Origin of the sequence: Streptomyces sp. NPDC093064, assembly GCF_044754605.1 — a bacterium.
In the GTDB taxonomy this organism is placed as follows: domain Bacteria; phylum Actinomycetota; class Actinomycetes; order Streptomycetales; family Streptomycetaceae; genus Streptomyces.
Genome location: NZ_JBIVPK010000001.1, coordinates 222,582 through 245,064, shown reverse-complemented (window position 1 = coordinate 245,064; position 22,483 = coordinate 222,582). Strand labels below are relative to the sequence as shown.

Genomic DNA, 22,483 nt, shown 5'->3' with positions numbered 1-22,483 from the left:
TAACGGAACGACTCTATCCAGCGATGGCCGTCTCGCACATCCGCCCGGAAAGAGCAACCCGCTCAGCCGTCGCCCCTTTTCAGAGGTCCCGCACAGGGACCACCCGACTCCGCACGCCTCAGTCCCGCACGCCCAGGTCCTCCCGCATCATCCTGCGCATCGTCGACAGGCGCGGTTCGGCCTCCTTCAGATCGAGCAGGGCCTGCTCCGCGCTCTCGCCCTCCCCGGCCAGGCCCCGGTCGAGGCGCTTGGCCGCGGCGTCGACGCCCGCCAGGACCTCGTTCACCGTCCGCGAGGCGCTCAGGATCCGTTCGGGCACCACCATCTGGGCCTCGGCATAGCGGTCGCGGTGGTCGCGCCGCACCTCCTCCAGCCTGCCGCGGTCCTGCTCCGAGTACACGCCGTCGCGGATACGGTGCAGGGCGTCCTTGAGAAGCGTGTGGAACTGGCGCGAGGCCCGGTTCATCGCCGTGTACGCGTCGCGGCGTTCCTCGAACCGCCGTCTGCGTTCCGCCGCCTCGGCCTCCTCCGCCCGCCCGCGTGCGGTCAGCCGCTGGCTGAGCACGGGCGCGAAGAGCGTGCCGAGGACGCCGACGACGGCGGTGATCATCGCGCTCACTTCGGCTGTCATGGTCACGACCCTAAGTCAACCCAGGCCCGGCGAGGGCGTGATGAACCCGTTCCCGTTCCCGGCCCCGGCCCCGGCCCCGGCCCCGAACACGGGAACGAAAACGGCCCGCCGGAAGCCATGCTTCCGGCGGGCCGCTCGTTCTCCATGGGCCGTCAGGCCCGTCAGGCCATCAAGGGCCGTCGACTACCGGCTCACTTGCCGTAGTACGCAGCGTAGATCGCGACCGTGGACACGTTGCCCTTCTTGTCCGTGATCTTGGCCTTGTAGGAGATCGCCTTCCCCTTCGCCGGGTTCTTGACGGTGATCTTGCCCTTCGTGACGGTGACCTTCTTCCAGGTCTTGCCGCTGTTGTACGACACCCAGACACTCAGCGACTTGAGGTTCTTGCCCGCGGCCGCCCCCTCCACGGTGACCGGGAAGGTGGCCTTCTTGCCCGCCGGGACACGGTTGTCCAGGCCGGTGCCCGCCTTGAAGCGGAGCATGGAGGCCGGCAGCCGGACCTCCGCCCGGCCGGACGGCTTCTTGGAACGGAACGTCCAGCTCGCGTCGACGCGGGTGGAGGCGTTCGCGACCTTGGCGCTGCGCTTGACCGAGGTGGTCAGCCGGTACTGGGCGTCACCCGCGGTCACGGTGAAGGGCTCGTCCCCGAACAGCGGGTCCTTGTTGGAGGCGACCTTCTTGCCGTTGCGGTACAGGGTCGTGTTCGCCGAGGTGAATGTCGAGAGGCCCCAGTGCGCCTCGGAGTCGGAGAACAGCGGCAGGGCGCCGTAGAGCTCGTTCCCGTAGCGGAAGACGCCGTAGTTCCGGCTCAGGTGAGGACCGAACACCGCCCTGTTGAAGGTGTTGGTGTAGGTCTTGCCGCCCTTGTAGGTCTTCAAGCTGTCGGACGCGTACAGCGCCTCGGTGATCGGCTGGCCCTTCTTGTCGTGGCCGCGGAACTGCTCCATGAACAGGCCCCACATGATGCCGTTGCCGGTCGACAGGTACAGCGTCCGCGTACCCGGCAGCTTCTGCTCGATGCTGTCCGTGACGACGAAGCCGTCGGAGAGCACGCCCAACGGCGTGACGGCGCCGGTCTTGCCGGAGGCGCCCGCGCCCACGTTGTTCTTCACCGTGGCGAGCTCACGCGCGGCGAAGTGGCGGACCTTGCCGCCCTGGAACCGCTTGACCGTCGCGGAGGTCGCCACGTCGTACTCGGCCTTCGCGCCCTTGGTCCACTGGCCGCTCCAGGCCTGGGTGAGCCCGGTGACGTCGCCGCCGATGGAGCCGGTGCGCAGGTCGGACCAGGAGTCGACGATCATCGTGAGGCCGATCATCGCCGGGTCGTAGACGTAGCCGATCGTCCCGATGTGCTGCCGTGCGGTCTTGTCCGGCACGGTGATGTCGGCCTTCTTGGCGTTGCGGGCGTCGACCGTGACCGTGACGTTCCCGGTGACGGTCAGCTTCGGCTGGACCAGCCAGTCCAGGCCGCCCTTGAAGGTGGTGAAGTCCTTCGCGATCCAGGCGTCCAGCACGTAGGTGCCCTTGGGCACGCGCACGGTCGACGTGCCGGATCCCGCGGGCACCTGGTAGGCGCGGTCCACGCCGCGGCCGGTGTAGCCGAACAGGACCGTGTCGTAGCCGGCGGCGGGCTTCCCGTCCCGGCCGATGTGCTTGACGGTGACGTCGTACGACTCGACCTCGCGCTGCACGGCCGCGGCCGTGCGGACGGTCTGCCCGCCGCCGGTCGCCGTCACGTACGCCGAGTACGCGCCGTCCAGAGTGCCGCCCAGCCGGGTGTTCACGGTCACGTCGACGGAGGCCTTGTCGCCGGCCGGGACCGTCACCTCGGTCGCGCCGAGCGTGAAGAATCCGTCCGGGGCAGGCTGGCCCTTGGGGCCGGTGGCCGTCATGGCGAGGCTGAGCGTGACGTCCTCGGTACCGAGGTTGCGGTAGGTCAGCTGCTTGGTGACCGGCTCGTCGTCGGTGTGCGGCCAGGCCTGGATGCCGAAGCTCACCGACACCGGGTCGGCGATCACGGTCTGCTGGATCGCCTTGTCGACGGCGATACGGCCGGCGCCCTGCTCGAAGGGGGTGTACGGGCCGCCCTTGGCGGAGCCGGCCAGCGCGCCCTTCAGCTCGGCGTAACCCCAGTCGGGGTGCTGCTGCTTGAGGAGCGCGGCGGCACCGGCGACGTGCGGGGTCGCCATCGAGGTGCCGTCGATGGTCAGGTAGCCGGCCGGGTTCTCGCCGACCTCCTGGCCGATCAGGCTGTTCTTGGCCGCGGCGGCGGTGATGGCCACGCCCGGCGCGGTGACGTCGGGCTTGATGGCGCCGTCGCCCAGACGCGGGCCGGTGGAGGAGAAGTCGGCGAACCGGTCCTTCTTGTCGACGGCGCCGACGGTGAGGGCGGAGTCGGCGCTGCCGGGCGAACCGAGCGTCTCGGGGCCCTCGTTGCCCGCGGCGATCGCGAAGAGGATGCCCTTCTCGGCGGAGAGCTTGTCGACCTCCGCCTCCAGCGGGTCGACTCCGGGGGTGTCCGGGCCGCCGAGGCTGAGGTTGACGATGTCGGCGCCCTGCTGGGCCGCCCACTCCATACCGGCCAGGATGCCGGAGTCGTCGCCGTAGCCGTCGTCGTCGAGGACCTTGCCGTTGAGGATCTTGGCGCCGGGCGCCACGCCCTTGTACTTGCCGCCCGACTTGGCGCCGGTGCCCGCCGCGATGGAGGCGACATGGGTGCCGTGGCCGAAGCGGTCGGTCGTGCTGGCGGCGGTGGAGAAGTTCTTGGCCGCCACCACCTGGGACTTCAGATCGTCGTGGGTGGCGTCGACACCGGTGTCCAGGACGGCGATCTTCACGCCCTTGCCGGTGTAGCCGGTCTGCCAGGCCTTCGGCGCGCCGATCTGCGGCACGGACTTGTCGAGATTGACCTTGCGGACGCCGTCGAGCCAGATGTGCGCGATGCCGGCGCTGGTCCGGTCCCCCTTGGTGAGGGCCTTCCACAGCTCGGGCGTGTCCTTGAGGGGCGTCTGCACCGCGTCGGCGTTCAGCGCCTTCAGGGCCCGGCGCAGGGTGCCGGCCTCGCGGACGTCGGCCCGGGCGGTGGTGGCCGCGCCCTGGTAGCCGACGATGACCTTCAGACCGTTCTTGAGCGACCTGCGGGTGGCGGACTTGTTCAACTCGGTGATGTCGAACAGGCGTTGGTCCAGCTTGCCGGAGGCGATCAGCCGGGACGCGTCGGCCGGTACGACGAGGGTGTGTCCGCCCGTCCGGCGGACCTGCACGGGTATCTGCTCGCGGCCCTCGGCCCGGTGCAGGCCGACCACGCGCCCCTTGGCGTCCACGGTGACCCGGTCGCCGGTGATGAGAGTGACGGTGCGGTGGGCCGTGGGCCCGGCGGCGTGGGCCGAGCGCTGCTCGGGCTCCGCCGAGGCGGGGCTCGTCATACCCGCGGCGAGAGCCACGGCCGCCGCTGCGGCGACCGTGGCCACGCACGCTCTTTTCACTTGTCTGCGCAAAACTCCCCCTGGAAACGGAGTGCCGAGCGGATTCCCTGTCCACTCGGCCGGGGTAAGGCTCGCACAAGTGCGCTACACCCCCACCCCCCGGAACACGAAGTATGCCGGGGGGTGATCAACTGCTCAATACCAGGGTGCGGTTAGGCCTCCCCCTCAGGCGCCCGCGTTCTCCTTGACGGTGATGCGGCCCTTGCGGATGGTCGCGACGCGCGGGGCCTTCCTCGCGATGGCGGAGTCGTGGGTGACCATGACGAACGTCAGCCCGTGCTCCTTCCACATGCGCTCCAGTACGTCCATGATCTCGTCGCGCATGGACTCGTCGAGGTTTCCGGTGGGTTCGTCGGCGAGCAGCACCTTCGGCTGCTTGACCAGGGCGCGGGCGATGGCGACGCGCTGCTGCTGGCCGCCGGACATCTCGGACGGCAGGTGCCCGAGCCGCTCGCCGAGCCCGACCGACTCCAGTGCCTCGGCGGCCCGTTCGCGCCGTTCGGCGGCCTTGATACCGAGCGGGACAAGGGCGGTCTCGACGTTCTCCTGCGCGGTCAGGGTCGGGATCAGGTTGAAGGACTGGAAGACGAAGCCGATGCTCTCGCTGCGCACCCGGGTGAGCCGGGCCTCCGGCAGCCTCGCCAGATCGGTGCCGTCGAGGACGACCTGGCCGGAGGTGGGCCGGTCCAGGCCGCCCAGCATCTGCAGCAGCGTCGACTTGCCGCCGCCGGTGGGGCCCTGGATGACCAGCCGATCGCCGTCGCCGATGGTCAGGTCGACCTCGTCGAGGGCGCGGACGACCTCCTTGCCCCGGGTGTAGTGCTTGGTGACGCCGGTGAGTTCGTACATGGGGGAACAGCTCCTGGGATGCGTGGAGAAGTTGGGCCGACGGCCCTCTGGGTCGCGGCGGGCGGCGCGCTACTCGACGCGCCGCAGGGCATCGGCCGGGCGCAGCCGGGAGGCCCGCCAGCCGCCGAACGCGCCCGCGATCAGACCACCGGCCACGGCGAGGCCGACCGCGAGGACGATGGTGGTGAGGCTGACCGGCGCGGTCAGCGCGACCTCCAGGGACTTCGCGGCCTGCCGGCCGGGTCCGCCGAGGCCCCCGCCACCGCGGAAGACGCCCCCGCCGCCCGGGCCGCCACCGGAACCACCCAGTTGCGCCTGAAGCGTCGGACTGATCACGGTCACCGCGTACGCGCCCGCCAGGCCGAGCGCGATCCCGAGGGCGCCACCGACCAGGCCGTTGACGACGGCCTCGCCGACCACCTGCCGGGTCACCCGGCCCGACTTCCAGCCCAGCGCCTTGAGCGTGCCGAACTCGCGTACCCGCCGGGAGACCGCCGAGGAGGTCAGCAGGCCGGCGACGAGGAAAGCGGCCACGAGCACCGCGATGGACAGCCACTTGCCGACGGTGGTGGCCAGATCGGAGGCGGTGGACAGGGAGCCGGAGACGGTCTTGGCCAGGTCGGCGGAGGTGGTGACCGTGGTTCCCGGGACGTTCTTCTGGATGGCGCTCTTGACGGCGTCGATCTGCTGGGAGTCGGCCGCCTTGACGTAGATCGTGGTGACCTTGTCCTTGTCGCCGCTGAGGGTCTGCGCCTGCTTCAGCGGGATGTACAGGTTGGCCGCCGCGTCCCCGCTGCTCGCGGTGGCGATGCCGATCACCTCGTACTTGACGCCCTTGACGGTGACGCTGCCGCCGACCTTGAGCTTCTTCTCCTTGGCGTACCCCGAGTCGGCGACGGCGACCTTGGCGTCGGTCTCGTCGGACTTGAAGGTACGGCCGTCGGTGATCTTCGAGGAGGTCAGCGGGCCGAGCTCCGGCCGGGTGACGTCGGTGCCGTAGACCGTGTACTGGTTGACGTCGAAGTCGGCGCCGCCGCCCATGACCCGGCCCTGCGGCCCGGAGCCGGGCGCCCCGCGCGTCTCGCCACCGCCGCCGCCCTGCTGGAACTGGCCACGGGTGAACTGGCCGTTGACCCTCACCACGTTGAGGCTGAGCCCGCCGACCGCGGAGGAGACGCCCTGCTGGTCCGCCACCTTGGTGACCGTGGAGGCGGACAGGGTGGTGAAGCCCTGCGCCATGACCCGGTCGCTACTCTGCTCGCCCTCGTCGCCGTTCTCCTTGGCATCGAACTTGAAGCGCGGGCGCGAGTCGCCGGACGTCGGCGTGGCGGCCTTGCTGACGGTCATGTCCGTGCCCAGCCCGTACAGCGACTGCAGGACCTTCTCCTGCGCCGCGCCCATGCCGTTGGACACGGAGTTGACCACGATGACCAGCGCGATGCCCAGCGCGAGGCCGGAGGCGACGACGAGAGCCGCCTTTCGACGGCGGCGCAGCTCGCGCCTCAGGTAGGTGAAGTACATGCGCCGACGGTAGGGGCGCCGCCTGATGAGGTCTTGAGGCCGTCATAAGAGAAGCATGAGAAGACCGGTGCGGCCCCGAGGGGCGGCACCGGTCTTCACGGGCAAGCGGTCGTCAGGCGGCCGAATCGGCCTTCCACTGCGCCCAGCTCATGTTCCAGCCGTTGAGGCCGTTGTCCGGGGCGACGGTCTTGTCGCCGGTGTTCTGGACGACGACGACGTCACCGACGATCGAGTTGTCGAAGAACCACGAGCCCGGCGTGTTCGGGTCGTTCGCGCCCTTCTTGTCCTGCAGGCCGACACAGCCGTGGCTGGTGTTGACGTTGCCGAAGACACCCGGCCCGCCCCAGTAGTTGCCGTGGATGAAGGTGCCGGAGCTGGTCAGGCGCATGGCGTGCGGCACGTCCTTGATGTCGTACTCGCCCTTGCCGTCGTCGTCGGTGAAACCGACCGTCGCGCCGTTCATCCGGGTCTCCTTGAACTTCTCGGAGATCACCATCCGGCCTTCGTACGTCTTGTTCTCGGGCGACCCCGCGGAGATCGGGATGGTCTTGACGACCTTTCCGTTCCGCGTGACCTTCATCTGCTTGGTCTTCGCGTCGACGTAGGAGACCTGGTTGCGGCCGATGTTGAAGGTGACCGTCTTCTGCTGGACGCCGTAGACGCCCTGGGCGCCCTCGACGCCGTCGAGGGCGAGCTTCAGCGTGACGGTGGAGTTCTCCTGCCAGTACTGCTCGGGACGGCAGTCCAGGCGCTGCACACCGAACCAGTGGCAGGCGACCTCCTGGCCGCTGGAGGAGGTGACGGTGATGCCCTTCTCGACGGCCGCCTTGTTGGTGATCGCCTTGTCGAAGTTGATCGAGACGGGCATGCCGACGCCGACCGTGGTGCCGTTGTCCGGATTGAAGGAGCCGATGAAGCTTTGCGCCGGGGCGACCGTGGTGAAGGAGGCGTTCTCGTGAGCGGCCCGGCCCTTGGCGTCGGTGGCGCTCGCGGCGACCTTGTAGGTGGTGGCGCGCTGGAGTTGGGCGTCGGGCTTCCAGCTCTTCTTGTCGGCCGATATCTGCCCCGCGACGGCCGTACCGTCGGCCGTCGTCATGGTGACCTGCGTCAGCGTGCCCTTGGCCACGATCACGGCAGCGGAGTTGTTGATCGAGGCGTTGTCGGAGCCGTCCGCTGGTGTGATCTTGATCTGGGCCTCCGACGACTCCTCGGCCGCGGCCTTGTCGGCCTTGGCCTGCGAGGTGTCGCCACCGCCATCGGCCGCGTCGTTGCTGCCGGAACAGCCCGTGAGCACCAGTACACCGCCGAGCAGTGCGGACGCGGCCGTCAGGCGCTTGCGCCGCTTACTGTTCGTCATCACACGCTTCTCCATCGTTGGCGAGTCCCAAAACCCCTCGAGGCCCCCGTCGCGAGTCCTCAACGCTACGACCGTTTCATCCCCTGTCCCACGTCGTGGAAATGTGGGACTCGCCACGTCCGCCGTAGCGGACGGTGCGCGGCCGGCCTGCGCGTTGCATGAGACGACGAAACCCCGGACGTCGGTTGCGGCCGGGGTCGCCGATGTGATCCGGGCGACGTCAGCCGGAGTGTCCGGCGCCGCCCACCTTCTCGTCGTCCCCGCCCTCGTCGCCCTCGTCGCCCTCCTCGTCGACTTCCTCGTCGTCATCATCCTCGCCGAACTCCCAGTCGGGCGAATCCGGGTCGTACGCGATGGGTTCGCTCGACCAGGAGGCCTGCTGGAGTTCCACCCCCGGCACCTCGCCGACCAGGTCGAACGGATCGACCAGGTACGCCAGGGCCTCGGCGGTGTCTTCCGTCACAGCGCCCTCGGCGTGCGCCCGCTCCGCGGGGTCCAGTTCACCGTCCTCGATGTGCTCGGCGATCCGGCTGCGGGCCGCCCCGATGACGGCGTCCTCGTCCTCGATCTCGAGGACGAGCTCGACACTGAGGCGTACAAATCGTGAAGTCTCTGGAGTGCTCATGGTCGGAGGGTACGGCTCAAACGTCCCGTGACTTTCCTGTGACCCGCGACGTTCACTAACATCGCCCCACACGGCCAATTCGCCAGCGCCACAAGGGGATCGATATTCCGTGTCATCCGCTCGCCGTACGTTGCTGACCGCCACCGCCGCGGGCACCCTGCTGGGCGCCCTGTGGTTCGTCCCCTCCGCGGACGCGTCGGTGGGCACTCCGGCGAGAGGGGCGGGCCCGGCGGTGCCGACCGCCCAGGTCACGGAGCAGGGGCGGCCCGCCTCTGCGGCGGAGACGTCCGGCGCCCAGGAGGACGCCTCCGCCGGGAACGGGACCGAACTCGCCGACACCGGAAGCATCGACACCACTCCGTACGTCGTCGGCGGCAGCGCGCTCCTCATACTGGGCGCCGGCTTCGTGGTCTACTCCGTGCGCCGGGAGCGCCTGGGCTTCTGAACCCGCCCGGCGCTCCCTCGACTTGGCGCCCGGCCCGCCGTCCTACTGGAGCGGGCCGGTGACGGTCTCGGCCGCCGCGACGAGCCGGCCGTCCGCCACGAAGGCGTCCGCGGCGGCGAGGTCGGGCGCGAGGAAGCGGTCCGGACCCGGTCCCTCGACCCCCGCCTCGCGAGCGGCGTCGATGACCGCCTGGCTCGCCGGAGCCGGGGTCAGGCCCTCGCGCAGCTGAACGGCGCGCGCGGCGGCGTACAGCTCGACCGCGATGATCCGGTTCAGGTTGCCGACGGCCGTGCGCAGCTTGCGCGCCGCCGACCAGCCCATGGAGACGTGGTCCTCCTGCATGGCGGAGGACGGAATGGAGTCGGCGGACGCCGGTACGGCGAGCCGCTTCATCTCGCTGACCAGCGCGGCCTGCGTGTACTGGGCGATCATCAGACCCGAGTCGACGCCGGCGTCGTCGGCGAGGAACGGCGGCAGGCCGTGGCTGCGGTTCTTGTCGAGCAGCCGGTCGGTACGACGCTCGGCGATCGAGCCGAGGTCGGCGGCGGCGATGGCGAGGAAGTCCAGCACGTAGGCGACCGGGGCGCCGTGGAAGTTGCCGTTGGACTCCACCCGGCCGTCGGGCAGGACGACGGGGTTGTCCACGGCGGAGGCGAGTTCCCGCTCGGCGACCAGCCGGGCGTACGCGAGGGTGTCCCGGCCCGCGCCGGCGACCTGCGGGGCGCACCGCACGGAGTAGGCGTCCTGGACGCGGGGCGCGTCGCCCTGGTGGTGCCCGGTGAGGCCGGAACCCTTGAGCACGGCCAGCATGTTGGCGGCGGAGGCGCCCTGTCCCGGGTGCGGGCGGATGGCGTGCAGCTCGGGGGCGAGGACCTTGTCCGTGCCGAGCAGCGCCTCCAGGCTGAGGGCGGCGGTGATGTCGGCGGACTTGTACAGCGTGTCGAGGTCGGCGAGGGCCATGATCAGCATGCCGAGCATGCCGTCGGTGCCGTTGAGGAGGGCCAGGCCCTCCTTCTCGCGCAGCTCTACGGGCTGGATGCCGTGCTCGGCGAGCAGCTCGGCGGCGGGGCGTACGACGCCGTCGGGGCCCTCCGCGTCACCCTCGCCCATGAGGGTGAGGGCGCAGTGGGACAGCGGGGCGAGGTCACCGGAGCAGCCGAGGGAGCCGTACTCGTGCACGACCGGGGTGATGCCGGCGTTGAGCACGTCGGCCATGGTCTGCGCGACCTCGGGGCGTACGCCGGTGTGCCCGGAGCACACGGTCTTGAGCCGCAGGAACATCAGCGCCCGCACGACCTCGCGCTCGACCCGCGGGCCCATGCCTGCGGCGTGCGAGCGGACGATGTTGCGCTGGAGCTGGGTGCGCAGCTCCTGGCTGATGTGCCGGGTCGCCAGGGCGCCGAAGCCGGTGCTGACGCCGTAGACGGGTTCGGGCTTGGCAGCCAGCGCGTCCACGATCTCCCGGGCCGCCGTGAGGGCCGCCACCGCCTCGTCGGAGAGCTCGATACGGGCGCCGCCGCGCGCCACGGCGAGAACGTCGGACGCGGTGACCCCCGACGTCCCCACCACCACAGTATGCATATCCATATTCAGGAGCGTACGCAGTGAATGCGAAGATGTCACTAGTGGGTGCCGGGAGTGCCTCTTACAACTCGCGGCCGGAATACCCGGCGCCCATCAGGGCCTGCGGCCCCGGAAGCGGCGCCGCTCCACCGGGGCCTTTGGTGCGGGCGAGGGCGCGTCGACGAGGCGGACGACCGGGTCCTGCGCGCCCTCGCGGCCGGCGACCACGGGCCGGTCGGCGCGCAGCGCCTTCGCCCGGTACTGGGCGGCGTCGGCGAGCCGGAACAGCCGCCGGGCCGACGGTACCGGCCGGATCGCGTGCTCGGTCGAGGCCACCCCGCAGGCGACGCCCTCGCCCAGCTCCAGCTCGGCCGCGCGCCGGCACAGCTCGTCGGCCGCCTTGATCACGTCGTCGGCCGAGGGGCCCACCGCGACCAGGCAGAACTCGTCGCCGCCGAGCCGTGCCACGAGGGCGCCCGGCACCATCGCGCCGCACAGCGACAGCACGGAGCCGAACCGTTCGAGGAGCCGGTCGCCTACGGCGTGGCCGAGGGTGTCGTTGACCTGCTTGAGCCCGTTGAGGTCGCAGACGACGAGGCTGACGACGACGCCGTCCGCGCGGTGCCGCTCGATCGCCTCGTCGAGCATCACGTCGACGGCGCGGCGGTTGGCGAGTCCGGTCAGCGCGTCCGTGAACGCCAGCTTGCGGGCCTCCTCCAGCCGCTCGCTCTGGGCGAGCCCGGCGGCGACCACGGCGGCCAGCACGGTGGCGAAGTCGGCGTCGGAGCGGCCGAAGAGGGGGGTGCCGACCGGACGGGCGACGTAGAGCTCGCCCCAGGCGCGTCCGTGCTGCACGATCGGCGCGACCACGCAGCAGCCGCGCCCTCGCCTGCGCAGCGCGGCGACGCGCTGGTGGCTGTAGCCGGGGTGGCCCGCGGCCGCGCCGTCGGCGGTCTCCACCCAGGCGTCGGGTTCGCCGCCCGAGGCCCACCGCTCGTGCAGGAACTCGGTGATCTCAGGGAACTGGTGCACCGGGTAGGCCTCGCCCTCCGGGAACTCCGCCTCTTCCGGTGCCCGGTCCCCCACGTTCACCAGGACCCGCAGCCGGCCGTGCTCGCGCTCCCACACCGAGAGCGCGGCGAAGCTCCCCTCCAGCGCCCGGCACGCGCCGAGCGCCGCCGCCCGCCACGACTCACGCGAGGTCTGCGCCGCGGCCATCCCCTGCGCCAACGCCACGACGTCCGCCAGCCGCCTGTTCTCGCCCATCACCCCAGGCTAGGGATGTTTCAGATGAATCGAGACATTGGCCCACCTGCCAGTGCGCCGCAAACGGCTCCGCCGGGCCCACAGGATCCCACACGGCCTCACACACCCCCGAACCCGCGAGGCACGGCGCCCCGGGCCCCGACCAGGTGCGGCTCGCCAAGCACGGCGACCACAAGGCCCGGCGGTCACGGCGAACGGCAGGCGCGGAGCCGCAGGCCGTCCGGCCCCGGCGGGCGGGCTCCCGCCCCCTCCGGCCGGCGTGCCGCACGGCGGTCGCCGGACTGTTCGGTGTCTAGTGGCCGCCGTCCCGGTCGGTGTGGGGGGCGGTTGTCGCGAGGGGGTGGTTACTCGCCCGGCCAGTGTGGGGGGCGCTTTTCGTTGAAGGCTGCCACTCCCTCCGCGCGGTCCGCGGAGAAGGCGACCGAGCGCCAGGCCGCGTCCTCGACCTCCAGGCCGGCCCGCAGGTCGAGGCCGTGTCCGAGTCGCAGGGCACGCTTGGCGGCGCGCAGTCCGACCGGCGAGTTCGCCGCCATCCGGGAGGCCAGCTCCAGCGCCTCCTCACGGTCCCGGCCCTCGTCCACCAGGCGGTCCACGAGGCCCAACTCGGCCGCCTCCGGCGCCTCCAGCCGCCGCGCCGTGAAGATCAGCTCGGCCGCCCGCGCGGCACCCACCCGCCGGGGCAGCAACTGCGTACCGCCGCCGCCGGGGATCACCCCCACCGAGACCTCCGGCAGCCCCACCACGGCCGTACGGTCGGCCACGATCACATCGCAGGACAGGGCCAGCTCGAAGCCGCCGCCGAGCGCGAACCCGTGCACCGCGGCGATCGTCGGCATCGGCAGCTCCAGTACGCCGGTGTACGCCCCGCGCGCGACCGGGCGCTGACGCACCAGGTCGGCGTCGCTGAAGGAGTTGCGCTCCTTCAGGTCGGCGCCGACGCAGAACGCCCGCTCGTGCGAGGACGTCAGGACGACCACGCGCGCGTCCCGGTCGGCGGCGAGCGCCGCACACGCCCCTGCGATCGACCCGGCCATGTCCGTGGACACGGCGTTCATCGCCTTGGGCCGGTCCAGGACGAGCTCCGCGACGTAGTCGTGCCGTCGCACCAGCACGAACTCGCCGAACCGCTCCTCGCTCATGACACCCTCCTGGTTAACGCGAGTTAACAAGAAACCTGCCCCGATCATCGCAGCAGGGCCCGCACCGAGGAAAGGGCGGACGAGGCACAGGCGCGGCCCCGTTGTCGAGACCCGGCCCCCCGTTCGAGTGACATCCCCGGCCAACTCCCGCCGAACCCCCATGAGAGCGCATAACGTGCGTCCGCCACGGCGCATCGGGGGGCGCGAGCGCATCGGGGAGGACGGCGATGACGACGCACACGGCCACAGTCCGGCAAGACGGCGACAAGAACGACGGCGACAAGAACGACAACGGCGATCACTGCGACGGCGCAGACATAGGCGCCGGCGCCACGGCGGAGGAGACCGCCGGCGCATGGACGCCGCTCTGGGGCCCCCGTGCCCGCGGACGGCACCGCAGGCGCCGGCCGCGCAAGGCGCTGCTGGCCGCCGGTGGGCTCGCGGTGGCCGCCGGTGTCCTGAGCCTCGTACGGCTGGCGCCCGAGTCCGGGCCGACCCGCCTGGGCGCCGCGGAGGCCGAACCCCACGCGGCCCCGGGCCACGACTCGGGCGGCTCCGCCGGAACCCCCGCCAACACCTCCGCCACGACCGCGGCAGGTCCGGCGACCGCGCCCTCGGCGGCCGTCGCCCTGCGCGGGGTGAGCGGCGCGCCGGTCCCGGACGGAAGCGCCGTACCGGTGGCGTCCCCGTCCGCGGCGACGGCTGCCGCGGAGCCCTCGGCGCTCCCGGAGACCACGACCGTTCCCACGGCACTCGCCGAGGACCCGGACCCGCCGGAGCACCCCGAGCACCCCGAGCCCACCAACGCGCCACGGCCGTCCGCCAGCACGGCCCCGGCTCCGCGCCCCACACCGTCCCCGAGCCGGAGTACGCAGCCCCCGGCCCCGCCCTCCGGCGGGGGCGGCCTGTGCCTGCCGATCATCGGGCTGTGCGTCGGCGTCGAGGCCGTTCCCGGCCGCTGATCCGGACCGCGACCGCCGGTTACGGGGTCCCGTCGCTCCGCCGGGTGAGCAGCCAGGGCTCGATCACACCCAGACCGCGTACCGGACGCTGCCACATCGGCTGAAGGGCGAACCGGTACACCGGCGGCTCCTCGCCCTCCTTCTCCGCGGCCGCCGCGGCCTCGGCCGCCTCCGCCTCGGACGCCGGGGCGTCCCCGGTGCGGATCAGCTCCTCGGCGAACGCGCTGTCCACCAGGACGGCGTCACGCGGCGCTATCGAGGTGAGCCGGGAGGCGAGGTTGACGGTGGTGCCGAACACATCGCCCATACGAGTGGTCACCGTGCCGAACGCCATGCCCACCCGCAGCTCCGGCATCGTCTCGTCGTGGGCCATCGTCTCGACCAGCCGCAGCGCGATGTCCGCCGCCGTGCCGGCGTCGTCGGCGGCGTACAGCACCTCGTCGCCGAGCGTCTTGATGAGCCGTCCGCCGCGCGCGGCCACGAGGTCGGCCGAGGTCGTCTCGAACGCCTCGACCAGCTCGCCGAGCTCCTCCTCCTCCATGCGGCGGGTCAGCCGGGTGAAGCCGACGAGGTCCGCGAAGCCCACGGCCAGCCGCCGGTCGACCATCTCCTCGTCGTCGGCGGCCTGCACGACCCGGCCGGCCGAGGCGGCGAGCTGGCGGCGCCAGACGTAGACCAGGAACTCCTCCAGCTCGGGCAGCAGCAGCTCGACGATCGGGTACGTGACCTCGGTGCGGGTCATGCCGGGCTCGGGCGGCTCGGTCAGGCCCTCCAGGAAGGAGTCCATCTGCCATTCGGCCAGACGGGCGGTGGTCTGCCCGGTGGACCGGGCCACCTGCACGGCCATGGCCTCGCTGAGCAGCCCCGCCTCGACGAGTCCGGCGAGCCGCCGCAGGGCCAGTACGTCGGCCTCCGTGAGTGCCTTGGCCTGGCCTATGTCGGCGAAGCCCATGGCCCGCCAGAAGCGGGAGGCCAGCTCCATGGAGACGCCGGCGCTGCGGGCCGCCTGGAACGGGGTGTAGCGCCGCTCCGCGCCCAGGATGAGCTGTTCGAGACGCAGCGCGAGAGGGTGTTCGCCGGATTCGGCGTCGTCGGAGTCCTCCTGCTCGAGCGAGGACGGGAATGGCGGAGGCTCCTCCCGGCCGTCCGCGTCCGCGCCGGAGCCCGTGTCGTCGACGGTCACGCCTGCTGCCCTTCCGATCTGCCACGGTCAGGTATCGACCGGCCTCAACTCTACGGCAGGTGTGCGCCAGCTCACTCCGTCAGGCCGCGCCGAGGGGGGAGCTGACCGGCACCGATTCACACGGGGCGCAGATGCACGATGTCGCCCGCGCCGACCGGCTCCTGCACTCCCTCCTCCGTGGCGATGACCAGCCGGCCGTCGCCGTCCACCGCGACCGCCTCTCCCACCAACGACCGGTCGCCCGGCAGTTCCGCCCGGACCACCCGCCCGAGCGTCGCACAGCCCGCCGCGTACGTCTCCTGGAGACCGCTCGCGGCCGGATCGCCTCCCGCCGCCCGCCATCGGCCGTACCAGTCCTCCAGGGAGCGCAGGACCGCCCGCAGCAACGGGTCGCGGTCGGTGCTCACGGCTCCGGCGAGGGCGAGGGAGCCGGCCTGCGGGACGGGAAGCTCCTCCTGCCGCAGCGTGACGTTGACGCCGACGCCGATGACCACGGCGTCCTCACCGGCACGCTCGGCCAGGATGCCGCCGGCCTTGCGTTCCTCACCGCCGACGGTCACCAGCAGGTCGTTCGGCCACTTCAGCGCCGTGTCGACCCCGGCGGACCGGGACAGGCCCGTGGCCACCGCGACGCCGGTGAGCAGCGGCAGCCAGCCCCAGCGGGCCACCGGCACCTCGCTGGGCCGCAGCAGCACCGAGAAGAACAGCCCGGAGCGGGGCGGGGCCGTCCACCGGCGGTCCAGACGGCCCCGGGCGGAGGTCTGCTCCTCGGCGACCAGGACGGCACCCTCGGCGGCCTTCCCGGCGGCGGCGCGGGCCACCAGGTCCGTGTTCGTGGAGCCCGTGCTCTGCACCACGTCCACCTCGGACCACAGCCCGTCCGCCCGCACCAGCCCGCGCCGCAGGGCCCCGGCGTTCAGGGGCGGGCGGTCCAGGTCGGACCAGCGGCTGTCGTGCGGCGTGTTGTCGGGGTTGCCGTCTGCTGCATCTCGGGGCGTCATGCAAGCCACCCTAGGTGTGGGAAACGCCGCACTGCCGAACGGCGGACCCCCTACTACGCTACGGATGAGTAACCGTCCCCCCTTGTGAGCAGGCAGGGAGCCGCGATCCCGATGTCCGAGCCGGAAGAGCGCCAAGAGATCGACATTCACACGACCGCGGGCAAGATCGCGGATCTTCAGCGCCGCGTCCTGGCAGCGACGCACGCCGGCTCCGAGCGTGCCGTGGAGAAGCAGCACGCCAAGGGGAAGCTGACGGCTCGCGAGCGGATCGAACTGCTGCTCGACGAGGGGTCGTTCGTCGAGCTGGACGAGTTCGCCCGGCACCGCTCCACCAACTTCGGCCTGGAGCAGAACCGGCCGTACGGGGACGGCGTCGTCACCGGCTACGGCATGGTCGACGGCCGTCCGGTCGCGGTGTTCTCGCAGGACTTCACCGTCTTCGGCGGAGCACTCGGCGAGGTCTACGGGCAGAAGATCGTCAAGGTGATGGACTTCGCCCTGAAGACCGGCTGCCCGGTCATCGGGATCAACGACTCGGGCGGCGCCCGGATCCAGGAGGGGGTCGCCTCCCTCGGCGCGTACGGGGAGATCTTCCGCCGCAACACCCACGCCTCCGGGGTGATCCCGCAGATCAGCCTGGTCGTGGGCCCGTGCGCGGGCGGCGCGGTCTACTCGCCGGCGATCACCGACTTCACGGTCATGGTCGACCAGACCTCGCACATGTTCATCACCGGCCCGGACGTCATCAAGACGGTCACCGGCGAGGACGTCGGCTTCGAGGAACTGGGCGGCGCCCGCACCCACAACACCGCCTCCGGCGTGGCCCACCACATGGCCGGGGACGAGAAGGACGCGATCGAGTACGTCAAGCAGCTGCTGTCGTACCTGCCCTCGAACAACCTCTCCGAGCCGCCGGTCTTCCCCGAGGAGGCCGACGTGGCGGTCACCGGCGAGGACCTGGAGCTGGACTCGGTCGTCCCGGACAGCGCGAACCAGCCCTACGACATGCACACGGTGATCGAGCACGTCCTGGACGACGCCGAGTTCTTCGAGACCCAGCCGCTGTTCGCGCCGAACATCCTCACCGGGTTCGGGCGGGTGGAAGGCCATCCGGTCGGCATCGTCGCCAACCAGCCGATGCAGTTCGCCGGCTGCCTGGACATCGACGCCTCCGAGAAGGCCGCCCGCTTCGTACGGACCTGCGACGCCTTCAACGTGCCCGTGCTCACCTTCGTCGACGTGCCCGGCTTCCTCCCGGGCGTCGACCAGGAGCACACCGGCATCATCCGCCGCGGCGCCAAGCTGATCTTCGCCTACGCCGAGGCGACGGTCCCGCTGATCACCGTGATCACCCGCAAGGCCTTCGGCGGCGCCTACGACGTCATGGGCTCCAAGCACCTGGGCGCCGACCTCAACCTGGCCTGGCCGACCGCCCAGATCGCCGTCATGGGCGCCCAGGGCGCGGTGAACATCCTGCACCGCCGCACCATCGCCGAGGCCGAGGCCACGGGCGACGCCGAGGCGACCCGCGCCCGACTGATCCAGGAGTACGAGGACGCCCTCCTCAACCCCTACGTCGCGGCCGAACGCGGCTACGTCGACGCGGTGATCAAACCCTCCGACACCCGCTCCCACCTCGTGCGCGGCCTGCGTCAACTGCGCACCAAGCGGGAATCCCTGCCTCCGAAGAAGCACGGCAACATCCCCCTGTAAGGAGCCGCTGTGATCAAGGTCGTACGAGGCAATCCGACCCCGGAGGAGCTTGCCGCCGCCCTGGCGGTGGTCCGGGTCCGCGCCGCGGCGGCAGCCAACACGCCGTCCGGCGCGCCGGCCCCCCGAGACTCCTGGTCCGACCCGTCCCGCATCGCCACCCACCGGGTCCCCCACCCGGGCCCGACGGCCTGGTCCCGCACCTACTGGCCCGGCTGATCGCCCGCCACCGTCCGTCCAGAGTGCCTTGCCCACCCACCCGCCCGACTCGGTGGGGCCCAGGCGACCGTTCCCCGGGGCTCCGCCCCAAGCCCCAGCGGGGCTCCGCCCCCACACCCCGCCGGGGCTCCGCCCCATGTGCTTGCCCCACCGCCCGCCCGACTCGGTAGGACTCAAGCGACCGTCCCCCGGGACTCCGCCCTCGACCCCGGCGGGGCTCCGCCCCTACACCCCTGCGGGGGCTCCGCCCCGCTTTGCCCACCCACCCGCCCGACTCGGTAGGGCTGAGGCGACCGCCACGTGGGGCTCCGCCCCAAACCCCGCGGGGCTCCGCCCCTGCACCCCGCCGGGGCTGCACCCCGCGTGCTTGCCGCACCGCCCGCCCGACTCGGTAAAGCTCAAGCGACCGCACCTGGGGCTCCGCCCAGGGTGCTTGGCCCACCGCTCGCCCGACTCGGTGGGGCTCAAGTGACCGCTCCCTGGAGCTTCGCCCCCGACCCCGCGGGGCTCCGCCCCTGCGCCCCTGCCGGGCTCCACCCCCGTACCCCGCCCCTGTGTCCCGGCCGGGTTCCTCGGCGTCTCCCTGTGTGCTCGGGCACGGCTCCGCCCCGGGCCTTGCCCGTCCGCCGGCCGGCCGCTGTCCCACTCAGCAGCGCCCGCAGCCGCAGGGCCGGCGCCGGTGTGGCCCCGTCGGAGCGGTGGCCCGGGGACGGACCCCGGTCTTCAAGGTCGGTCCAGCCGGTGAGGCGGCGCCTGCCTCCCGCCCGCGTGAGCGCTCGGTGGGGCGGGTGCGGGGGCAAAGTTGAGTACGCGTACTCAGGCGCGTGGCGTGGTCGCGGTCGCACGATCGGAGGATGCTGTGGTCCGATCCCGAGAACGAGCCGCCGAAGGAACTGCGTGACACGCAGGACATGTTGCGGCGGCTGGGGATTCTCATGGCACTGGCCATGGTGCTGGCGATGTTCGTGATCGGCGTGAGGTGAGCCGGAAGAGCCGCCGCCGATACGCTGACCGTATGACAGACCAGCCGCGCCGCCGACTCGTGCTCGCCTCCCAGTCCCCCGCCCGGCTCGGGCTGCTCCGGCAGGCCGGGCTCGACCCGGAGGTCATCGTCAGCGGTGTCGACGAGGACGCGATCACCGCGCCCACCCCCGCCGAACTGGCCCTCGCGCTCGCGGAGGCGAAGGCCTCCGTGGTGGCTGCCCGGCCGGAGGTCCGGGGCGCGCTGGTGATCGGCTGCGACTCGGTGCTCGACCTGGACGGCCACGCCCTGGGCAAGCCCGCCGACGCCGAGGAGGCCACCGCCCGCTGGAAGGCGATGCGCGGCCGGGCCGGCACCCTCCAGACCGGGCACTGCGTCTGGGACACGGAGAGCGGGCGGCACGCCTCGGCCACCGCCTCCACCGTGGTCCGCTTCGGCGAGCCGACGGACGAGGAGATCGCCGCGTACGTCGCCTCGGGCGAGCCGCTGTACGTGGCCGGCGCCTTCACCCTGGACGGCCGCTCGGCGCCGTTCATCGACGGCATCGACGGCGACCACGGCAACGTCATCGGCATCAGCCTGCCCCTGATCCGCCGTCTGCTGGCCGAACTCGGCGTGGGCATCACCGAGCTGTGGGCGCCCGCCGAGGACTGATCAGCGGGTGCGGGCCTCGGCCGGAGGGGTGAGAGGCCTGGGTGCCTCGCTCCCGTGATCCGTTTGGTCCGCGGGTCCGGGGGCGCTCCCGGACCCTGGGTCGACCTCGAACCCTGGACCACCCTTGTCCCGGGGGCCGCCGCCCGGCACTTCACCGGCCGGCCCCTCCTCGCGGTCGTACGTCATCAGCAGCAGCACGATGAGCCCGAGCACCAGCACCATGAACAGGAACGCCCGCCAGCCCACCAGCCCCCAGGCGAACGCGCCCAGCAGCCCGTGCACCACGGCCGCGCTGATCAGCAGGACGCGTCCGAGCCCGGCAGGGCGGCGGCCCCGTACCGCCACGAGCAGGGCGACCAGCCCGCACAGGGCGAAGTAGAGGCCGAAGACCAGACCGCCGGCCTTCGACGAGTTCGACATCACGTTCGGATCCAGGCCGGCCAGGGACATCCTCTGCCGGTGCACGACCTCGCCGAGGAACCAGTTCAGCGCCACCACGCCGAACGCCTCGGCGAAGAGCACGGCCGCCACCACCCACGCCACCGGTCTGCGCACCGGTCCCACCCACTTCCGACTGCCGCTCCGTCCGGAGCCCTGTTACCGCGAGTACCGCCGAGACATCGCGAACGCTACTAACCGGTAAACCGGGGGACAAGGGTTCTGCCACCGGCAAAGAATCGTTGGGCCATTCGTAGGGACTCCACAAAGAAACGAAGTGCGTCGCAGCACGCCCTCACAGAGACCTTGGCCACATGGGAGGGCTAGGGTTTTCCGGAGGAGTCCTGCGTACAGCGATGCGACAAGGGATTTCGCAGGTCGAGCGCGCCTCGAATCACGCTCCGTGTGGGCAAGCTCACCATCGGGGACGGGTCGAAGTGCCGTGTCGGCAGTCCCTAAACTCGGCTTGTTTCAAGGAGGGAGCCTCAATCGTGCGCAAGGTGCTCATCGCCAACCGTGGCGAAATCGCTGTCCGCGTTGCCCGGGCCTGCCGGGACGCCGGTATCGCGAGCGTGGCCGTCTACGCCGACCCGGACCGGGACGCTCTGCATGTCCGCGCCGCGGATGAGGCGTTCGCCCTGGGCGGTGACACCCCGGCCACCAGCTACCTGGACATCGACAAGGTACTCAAGGCCGCGATGGAGTCCGGCGCGGACGCGATCCACCCCGGCTACGGCTTCCTCTCGGAGAACGCCGACTTCGCCCAGGCCGTGCTCGACGCCGACCTGATCTGGATCGGCCCGCCGCCGCAGGCCATCCGCGACCTCGGCGACAAGGTCGCCGCCCGGCACATCGCCCAGCGCGCCGGCGCCCCGCTGGTGGCCGGCACCCCCGACCCCGTCTCCGGCGCCGAGGAGGTCGTGGCCTTCGCCGAGGAGCACGGCCTGCCGATCGCCATCAAGGCCGCCTTCGGCGGTGGCGGACGCGGCCTCAAGGTCGCCCGCACCCTGGACGAGGTCCCCGAGCTGTACGAGTCCGCGGTACGCGAGGCCGTGGCCGCCTTCGGCCGCGGCGAGTGCTTCGTCGAGCGCTACCTGGACCGGCCCCGCCACGTGGAGACCCAGTGCCTGGCCGACCAGCACGGCAACGTGGTCGTCGTCTCCACCCGCGACTGCTCCCTCCAGCGCCGCCACCAGAAGCTGGTCGAGGAGGCCCCGGCGCCGTTCCTGTCCGAGGCGCAGGTCGCCGAGCTGTACCGCGCCTCCAAGGCCATCCTGACGGAGGCCCGCTACGTCGGCGCCGGCACCTGCGAGTTCCTCGTCGGCCAGGACGGCACGATCTCCTTCCTGGAGGTCAACACCCGCCTCCAGGTCGAGCACCCGGTCACCGAAGAGGTCGCCGGCATCGACCTGGTCCGCGAGATGTTCCGCATCGCCGACGGCGAGGAACTCGGCTACGACGACCCGCCGCTGCGCGGCCACTCCTTCGAGTTCCGCATCAACGGCGAGGACCCGGGCCGAGGCTTCCTGCCCGCCCCCGGCACCGTGACGAACTTCGCCCCGCCGTCCGGCCCCGGCGTCCGCCTGGACGCGGGCGTGGAGTCCGGCAGCGTCATCGGCCCGGCCTGGGACTCCCTGCTGGCCAAGCTGATCGTGACCGGCCGCACCCGCAAGGAGGCCCTCCAGCGGGCCGCCCGCGCCCTGGAGGAGTTCCAGGTCGAGGGCATGGCCACCGCGATCCCCTTCCACCGCGCGGTCGTCACCGACCCGGCGTTCGCCCCCGAACTGACCGACTCCGCCGACCCGTTCACGGTCCACACCCGCTGGATCGAGACCGAGTTCGTCAACGACATCAAGCCCTTCACCGCCCTCGCCGAGACCGACACCGACGAGGAAGCGGGCCGTGAGACCGTCGTCGTCGAGGTCGGCGGCAAGCGCCTGGAGGTCTCCCTGCCCACCTCGCTGGGCATGTCCCTGGCCCGCACCGGCCTCGCCGCGGGCGCCAAGCCCAAGCGCCGCGCCGCGAAGAAGTCCGGCCCCGTCGCCTCCGGCGACACCCTCGCCTCCCCGATGCAGGGCACCATCGTCAAGGTCGCCGTCGAGGAGGGCCAGGAGGTCAAGGAAGGCGACCTGGTCGTCGTTCTGGAGGCCATGAAGATGGAACAGCCCCTCAACGCCCACCGCAGTGGCACCATCAAGGGCCTCTCGGCCGACGTCGGCGCCTCCATCACCTCCGGCGCCGTCATCTGCGAGATCAAGGACTGATCTCCCGGAGCACCCGCACCACACGCACAGGCGCCCGGCGAGCCGCGAGAGCGGCCCGCCGGGCGCTGTGCTTTCCGTAGGGCGGGCGGAAGTCTTTGCGCAGGACGGTCGGAAGTCTTTCCCGAGGGCGGTCCTAAGGTCCCGAGGGCGGTCCTAAGGTCCCGAGGGCGGTTCTAAGGTCCCGAGGGC

At 71.8% G+C, this 22,483-nt stretch carries 19 protein-coding genes; 7 read left to right on the top strand and 12 right to left on the bottom strand.

The window, feature by feature from the left end:
• Positions 1-118 precede the first annotated feature (118 nt).
• From ACIQFZ_RS01090 to ACIQFZ_RS01065, 6 genes are all read right to left on the bottom strand, one after another.
• Positions 119-631: a hypothetical protein gene (locus ACIQFZ_RS01090; RefSeq protein ID WP_383057212.1), complete on the bottom strand. Its 513-nt coding sequence runs from the start codon at positions 629-631 to the stop codon at positions 119-121.
• 191 nt (positions 632-822) lie between these two features.
• A complete protein-coding gene (locus tag ACIQFZ_RS01085) occupies positions 823-4,056 on the bottom strand; it encodes a S8 family peptidase (RefSeq protein WP_402690451.1) in 3,234 nt (1,077 codons plus the stop codon).
• A gap of 225 nt (positions 4,057-4,281) precedes the next feature.
• The gene (locus tag ACIQFZ_RS01080) at positions 4,282-4,965 is read right to left on the bottom strand and encodes an ABC transporter ATP-binding protein (RefSeq protein ID WP_365430328.1); all 684 of its coding nucleotides are present in this window, start codon (positions 4,963-4,965) and stop codon (positions 4,282-4,284) included.
• Positions 4,966-5,034: 69 nt separating this feature from the next.
• A complete protein-coding gene (locus ACIQFZ_RS01075) occupies positions 5,035-6,486 on the bottom strand; it encodes an ABC transporter permease (protein WP_402690328.1) in 1,452 nt (483 codons plus the stop codon).
• 112 nt (positions 6,487-6,598) lie between these two features.
• Entirely contained in the window at positions 6,599-7,843 is a 1,245-nt protein-coding gene (locus tag ACIQFZ_RS01070) for an Ig-like domain-containing protein (RefSeq protein WP_402690327.1), read from the bottom strand.
• A gap of 220 nt (positions 7,844-8,063) precedes the next feature.
• Positions 8,064-8,468, bottom strand: a complete 405-nt coding sequence (locus tag ACIQFZ_RS01065; RefSeq protein ID WP_383057207.1) for a hypothetical protein — start codon at positions 8,466-8,468, stop codon at positions 8,064-8,066.
• Between the two features lie 109 nt (positions 8,469-8,577).
• Between ACIQFZ_RS01065 and ACIQFZ_RS01060 the strand changes: the two genes are divergently transcribed.
• Entirely contained in the window at positions 8,578-8,913 is a 336-nt protein-coding gene (locus tag ACIQFZ_RS01060) for an LAETG motif-containing sortase-dependent surface protein (RefSeq protein ID WP_376652727.1), read from the top strand.
• A 42-nt stretch (positions 8,914-8,955) separates the two neighbouring features.
• On the opposite strand, the gene hutH is transcribed toward ACIQFZ_RS01060, so the two are convergent.
• From hutH to ACIQFZ_RS01045, 3 genes are all read right to left on the bottom strand, one after another.
• Positions 8,956-10,494 carry a histidine ammonia-lyase gene (gene hutH / locus ACIQFZ_RS01055; protein WP_383057239.1) on the bottom strand — a complete coding sequence of 513 codons (1,539 nt, stop codon included), beginning with the start codon at positions 10,492-10,494 and terminating at the stop codon, positions 8,956-8,958.
• Between the two features lie 96 nt (positions 10,495-10,590).
• Complete coding sequence (locus ACIQFZ_RS01050; RefSeq protein ID WP_402690326.1) at positions 10,591-11,742, bottom strand: diguanylate cyclase domain-containing protein; 1,152 nt, start codon at positions 11,740-11,742, stop codon at positions 10,591-10,593.
• 344 nt (positions 11,743-12,086) lie between these two features.
• Positions 12,087-12,881 carry an enoyl-CoA hydratase/isomerase family protein gene (locus ACIQFZ_RS01045; protein ID WP_402690325.1) on the bottom strand — a complete coding sequence of 265 codons (795 nt, stop codon included), beginning with the start codon at positions 12,879-12,881 and terminating at the stop codon, positions 12,087-12,089.
• A gap of 227 nt (positions 12,882-13,108) precedes the next feature.
• Here ACIQFZ_RS01045 and ACIQFZ_RS01040 point away from each other — a divergent pair, with 227 nt between their 5' ends.
• Positions 13,109-13,843, top strand: coding sequence for a hypothetical protein (locus ACIQFZ_RS01040; RefSeq protein WP_402690324.1), 735 nt, complete (start codon positions 13,109-13,111; stop codon positions 13,841-13,843).
• A 19-nt stretch (positions 13,844-13,862) separates the two neighbouring features.
• Here ACIQFZ_RS01040 and ACIQFZ_RS01035 read toward each other — a convergent pair whose 3' ends face one another.
• Together ACIQFZ_RS01035 and ACIQFZ_RS01030 are read right to left on the bottom strand one after the other, a co-directional pair.
• Complete coding sequence (locus tag ACIQFZ_RS01035) at positions 13,863-15,026, bottom strand: adenylate/guanylate cyclase domain-containing protein (protein WP_376652725.1); 1,164 nt, start codon at positions 15,024-15,026, stop codon at positions 13,863-13,865.
• A gap of 116 nt (positions 15,027-15,142) precedes the next feature.
• The gene (locus tag ACIQFZ_RS01030; RefSeq protein ID WP_376652724.1) at positions 15,143-16,027 is read right to left on the bottom strand and encodes a biotin--[acetyl-CoA-carboxylase] ligase; all 885 of its coding nucleotides are present in this window, start codon (positions 16,025-16,027) and stop codon (positions 15,143-15,145) included.
• Positions 16,028-16,138: 111 nt separating this feature from the next.
• Here ACIQFZ_RS01030 and ACIQFZ_RS01025 point away from each other — a divergent pair, with 111 nt between their 5' ends.
• The 4 genes from ACIQFZ_RS01025 to ACIQFZ_RS01010 all read left to right on the top strand — a co-directional run bounded on the left by ACIQFZ_RS01025 (position 16,139) and on the right by ACIQFZ_RS01010 (position 19,592).
• On the top strand, positions 16,139-17,740 hold the full coding sequence (locus ACIQFZ_RS01025; RefSeq protein WP_383057201.1) for an acyl-CoA carboxylase subunit beta: 1,602 nt from the start codon (positions 16,139-16,141) through the stop codon (positions 17,738-17,740).
• A gap of 9 nt (positions 17,741-17,749) precedes the next feature.
• Positions 17,750-17,956, top strand: a complete 207-nt coding sequence (locus ACIQFZ_RS01020; protein ID WP_402690323.1) for an acyl-CoA carboxylase subunit epsilon — start codon at positions 17,750-17,752, stop codon at positions 17,954-17,956.
• Between the two features lie 854 nt (positions 17,957-18,810).
• The gene (gene mmpB, locus ACIQFZ_RS01015; RefSeq protein ID WP_361427639.1) at positions 18,811-18,939 is read left to right on the top strand and encodes a morphogenic membrane protein MmpB; all 129 of its coding nucleotides are present in this window, start codon (positions 18,811-18,813) and stop codon (positions 18,937-18,939) included.
• Positions 18,940-18,971: 32 nt separating this feature from the next.
• A complete protein-coding gene (locus ACIQFZ_RS01010; RefSeq protein ID WP_361427636.1) occupies positions 18,972-19,592 on the top strand; it encodes a nucleoside triphosphate pyrophosphatase in 621 nt (206 codons plus the stop codon).
• On the opposite strand, the gene ACIQFZ_RS01005 is transcribed toward ACIQFZ_RS01010, so the two are convergent.
• The gene (locus ACIQFZ_RS01005; protein ID WP_402690322.1) at positions 19,593-20,156 is read right to left on the bottom strand and encodes a hypothetical protein; all 564 of its coding nucleotides are present in this window, start codon (positions 20,154-20,156) and stop codon (positions 19,593-19,595) included.
• A 365-nt stretch (positions 20,157-20,521) separates the two neighbouring features.
• Here ACIQFZ_RS01005 and ACIQFZ_RS01000 point away from each other — a divergent pair, with 365 nt between their 5' ends.
• Positions 20,522-22,294: an acetyl/propionyl/methylcrotonyl-CoA carboxylase subunit alpha gene (locus tag ACIQFZ_RS01000; protein ID WP_402690321.1), complete on the top strand. Its 1,773-nt coding sequence runs from the start codon at positions 20,522-20,524 to the stop codon at positions 22,292-22,294.
• Positions 22,295-22,483: the final 189 nt, after the last annotated feature.